This is a genomic window from Haloechinothrix alba (assembly GCF_900188115.1).
GTDB lineage: Bacteria > Actinomycetota > Actinomycetes > Mycobacteriales > Pseudonocardiaceae > Haloechinothrix > Haloechinothrix alba.
In genome coordinates this window covers 1-3663 of the sequence record NZ_FZNW01000055.1, presented here as the reverse complement: position 1 = coordinate 3663, position 3663 = coordinate 1, and the positions used below count along the sequence as shown (strand labels likewise).

General features: G+C 70.1%; 2 protein-coding genes and 1 rRNA gene. All 3 read left to right on the top strand.

Annotated elements, in window-relative coordinates; all coding sequences use genetic code 11:
* Window positions 1–92 (top strand): 5S ribosomal RNA (rrf, locus tag CHB84_RS21955); the annotation flags it as partial.
* 110 nt (window positions 93–202) lie between these two features.
* Window positions 203–3181 (top strand): bifunctional [glutamine synthetase] adenylyltransferase/[glutamine synthetase]-adenylyl-L-tyrosine phosphorylase, encoded by a 2979-nt coding sequence (locus CHB84_RS21950; protein WP_245818918.1) that lies wholly within the window; start codon window positions 203–205, stop codon window positions 3179–3181.
* A gap of 38 nt (window positions 3182–3219) precedes the next feature.
* On the top strand, window positions 3220–3636 hold the full coding sequence (locus tag CHB84_RS21945; RefSeq protein ID WP_089303546.1) for an acyl-CoA thioesterase: 417 nt from the start codon (window positions 3220–3222) through the stop codon (window positions 3634–3636).
* Window positions 3637–3663: the final 27 nt, after the last annotated feature.

Sequence of the window (3663 nt, the reverse complement as noted above, 5' to 3'; positions counted from 1 at the left end):
GCCCGGACCCATTCCGAACCCGGAAGCTAAGCCTGCCAGCGCCGATGGTACTGCACCCGACAGGCGTGCGGGAGAGTAGGACACCGCCGGCCACTACACCTCAAAGCCGGGCCCACGCGGGGCCCGGCTTTTTTGTTGTAGAGGGATGTGCGCGCGGTTACCTGAGCGGCATCGCCGGCTCGGCCCTACTACGCTGGCCAGGGTGATCCCGCGCGACAGACATGGCCAGACACCGGTGCGGTTCGGCCTGACCGAGGATCGTGCGGAGCAGCGCCTGATCGCGGCGGGCCTGTGGCTCGAGAACGGCCCCGTGCCGGGAAGCGAACCGGTCCTGACAGCGCTGGCCAAGACAGCCGACCCGGATGTCGCGCTGATCGGTCTCGACCGGCTGCGAGAGGCCGATGAGCAGGCCTGGGAGACGATCAGGCAGGCGTTGCACGACAACCCGCCGTTGCGGGGCAGGCTGCTGGCGATTCTCGGCGGATCCACGGCGCTGGCGGACCACCTGGTGAGCACCCCGGACGAATGGCGTCGTCTGACCCATCCGCGCGAGGCCTCGACGGCGGACTACACCGCGGAGCTGTCGGCCGCGGTGCGCTCCGGTGACACGTACCTGACCGGTAAGGACGCCGTACGCGCACTCCGCAGCGCCTACCGTGGCGTGCTGATGGAGATCGCGGCCGATGACCTCGGGCACCTGGTGGAGTACGAGCTCGGCGAGCTGGCCTACAGCGAGGTGACGTCGCGCCTGACGGCACTGGCGGAGGCCGCGCTGCGAACCGGGCTCGCCCTCGCATGGCAGGAATGCGACAGCCAGCAGGACGAGGCGGAGGAGCCGACGCGACTGGCCGTGATCGCCATGGGCAAGTGCGGCGGTCGCGAGCTCAACTACGTCAGCGATGTCGACGTGGTGTTCGTGTCCGAGGGAGACACGTCGCTGGCGGGCCGGGTCGCAGGCGAGATGATGCGCATCGTCGGAGCGTCGTGCTTCCAGGTCGACGCCGCCCTGCGGCCGGAAGGCAAGGCAGGCGCTCTGGTGCGCACGCTGGAGGGGCACGCGAACTACTACCAGAAATGGGCCCGCACCTGGGAGTTCCAGGCATTGCTCAAGGCACGCCCCGTGGCGGGCGACGAGGAGCTGGGAGCGCGGTACGTGGACGTGGTCGCCCCGATGGTGTGGATGGCGGCCGAACGGGACAACTTCGTCGTCGACGTGCAGAAGATGCGTGCGCGCGTCGAGGAGCGCGTGCCGAACGAGATCGCCGAGCGCGAGCTCAAGCTCGGCAGGGGTGGGCTGCGCGACGTCGAGTTCGCCGTGCAGCTGTTGCAACTCGTGCACGGCAGGGTCGACCCCGAGCTGCGCTCCCCATCCACGATGGAAGCCCTCGATGCGCTCGGGCAGGGCGGTTACGTCGGGCGTTCCGACGTAACCGAGCTGGAGGCGTCCTACGAGTTCCTCCGTATGGTCGAGCACCGGCTCCAGCTGCGTAAGCTGCGGCGCACGCACCTGTTCCCGGACGCCTCCGCAACAGGGGAGCTGCGGTGGCTCGCCCGAGCGTGCGGTGCCGTCCCGCGGCGGGGCAGGACCGCGGGGGAGGTGCTGCTCGCCGAGTACCGGAGCAAGATCAAGGCGGTACGGCGCCTGCACGAGAAGCTGTTCTACCGGCCGTTGCTGGACGCGGTGGCGAAGGTTCCCGCGGACGAGCTGCAGCTGACCACGGAGCAGGCGACGAGCAGGCTGGCCGCGCTCGGCTACGCGGCACCGGACGGGGCCCTGCGGCATATCAAGGCCTTGACCTCGGGGGTCTCGCGCCGCGCGGCCATCCAGCACACCCTGCTTCCTGTGCTGCTGGATCTGCTCGCGGACACGCCCGACCCGGACGGCGGGCTGCTCGCCTACCGGAAAGTCTCCGAGGCACTGGCCGAGACGCCCTGGTACCTGCGCGTGCTGCGCGACGAGGGTGCTGTGGTGGAGAACCTCGCCAGGCTGCTCGGCACATCGAAGTTCGTGCCGTCCTTGCTGGTCCGCGCGCCGGAAGTGCTGCAGCAGCTCGGCAACACCACGGCACTCGCGGACAGGGACCCCGCGGATGTAGCCGTGGCGCTGCGTCAGGCGGTCGGGCGCTACCGGTCCCTGCGCCCGGCCATCGCGACCGCCCGCGCGCTGCGGCGGCACGAGATGCTCCGCGTCGCCGGCGCCGACCTGCTGGGAGCGCTGGACGTGCGCGGGGCGTGCCGGGCGCTGTCGAGCGTATGGGCGGCGGTACTCGAAGCCACCCTGGATGTCGCGCAGCGGGAGAACGCCGAGCGGCCGCTCGCACGGATCGCCGTGATCGGCATGGGCCGGTTGGGTGGCGGCGAGCTCGGATACGGATCGGATGCCGATGTGCTGTTCGTGTGCGAACCGCACCAGGGAGTCAGCGACGCCGAGGCCGTGCGCTATGCAGGCGGCATAGCCAGTACGGTCAGCAGGCTGCTCGGCGCGCCGAGTCAGGACCCTCCGCTCAAGGTCGACGCCGACCTGCGCCCGGAGGGGCGCAACGGGCCGCTGGTGCGCACGCTCGAGTCGTACCGCGCGTACTACGCGCGCTGGGGCGAGGTATGGGAAGCGCAGGCGTTGCTGCGGGCATGCCCGGTCGCGGGCGACAGCGAGCTCGGCGAGCGGTTCGTGGAGATGATCGACCCCATCAGGTACCCGGAGGGCGGGCTCGACGCCTCGTCGGTGCGTGAGATCCGGCGCATCAAGGCGCGGGTGGACACCGAGCGGATGCCACGGGGATCCGACGCGTGGTCGCATGCCAAGCTCGGTCCGGGAGGCCTCGGCGACGTGGAATGGACCGTGCAGCTGTTGCAGTTGCGTCACGCACACCAGTACCCGACCGCGCGCACGGTCGGCACGCTCGAGGCACTCGAGGCGTTCAGCGAGGCGGGGCTGGTCGACGACGAGGACGCGGAGACCCTGTCCGAGGCCTGGCTGACCGCGACGAAGGCACGGAACGCGGCGACGCTCGTGCGTGGTAAGCCGGTCGACTCCATCCCCACGTCGGGCAAGGAGCTGTCGGCCGTGGCGAGCGTGTTCGGCCACGCGGTCACCGACGACCCCGGCGAGTTCCTGGACCGGTACCGGCGCGTCACCCGGCGTGCCCGCGCGGCCGTCGAGCGGGTCTTCTACGCGGAGTGACCGGCAGGGCGAGTGACGAGGTCGCTTACAGTGAACCGGTGACCGATCAGGACAGCTTCAGCACCAGAATCAAAGTCCGGCACTACGAGCTGGACACCCTTGGCCACCTCAACCATTCCGTGTATCACCTGTACGCGGAGGTTGCGCGCCTGGAGTGGTTCGAGCACGCAGGCGGCGGCGGGGACGGGTTACGCGACCTCGGCGTCGCGCCCGTGCTGCTCGAGTCGAACATCCGGTTCCGCCGGGAGCTGCGCGCAGGTGACGAGGTCGACGTCAGCTGCGATGTGGCCTTCGGTGAGGGTAAGACGTTCCGGATGAACAGTGACATCCGCAAGACCGACGGCACGCTGTCCGCCGAGATCACGTGCACGATCGGCGTGATGGACCTGACACTGCGCAAGCTGGTCGCCGATCCGCGCGAGGTGCTGGAACGGGCCGGGCTGGCCGTGCCGTAGCAACCCCGTACCGGGTGCGAGCCGAAG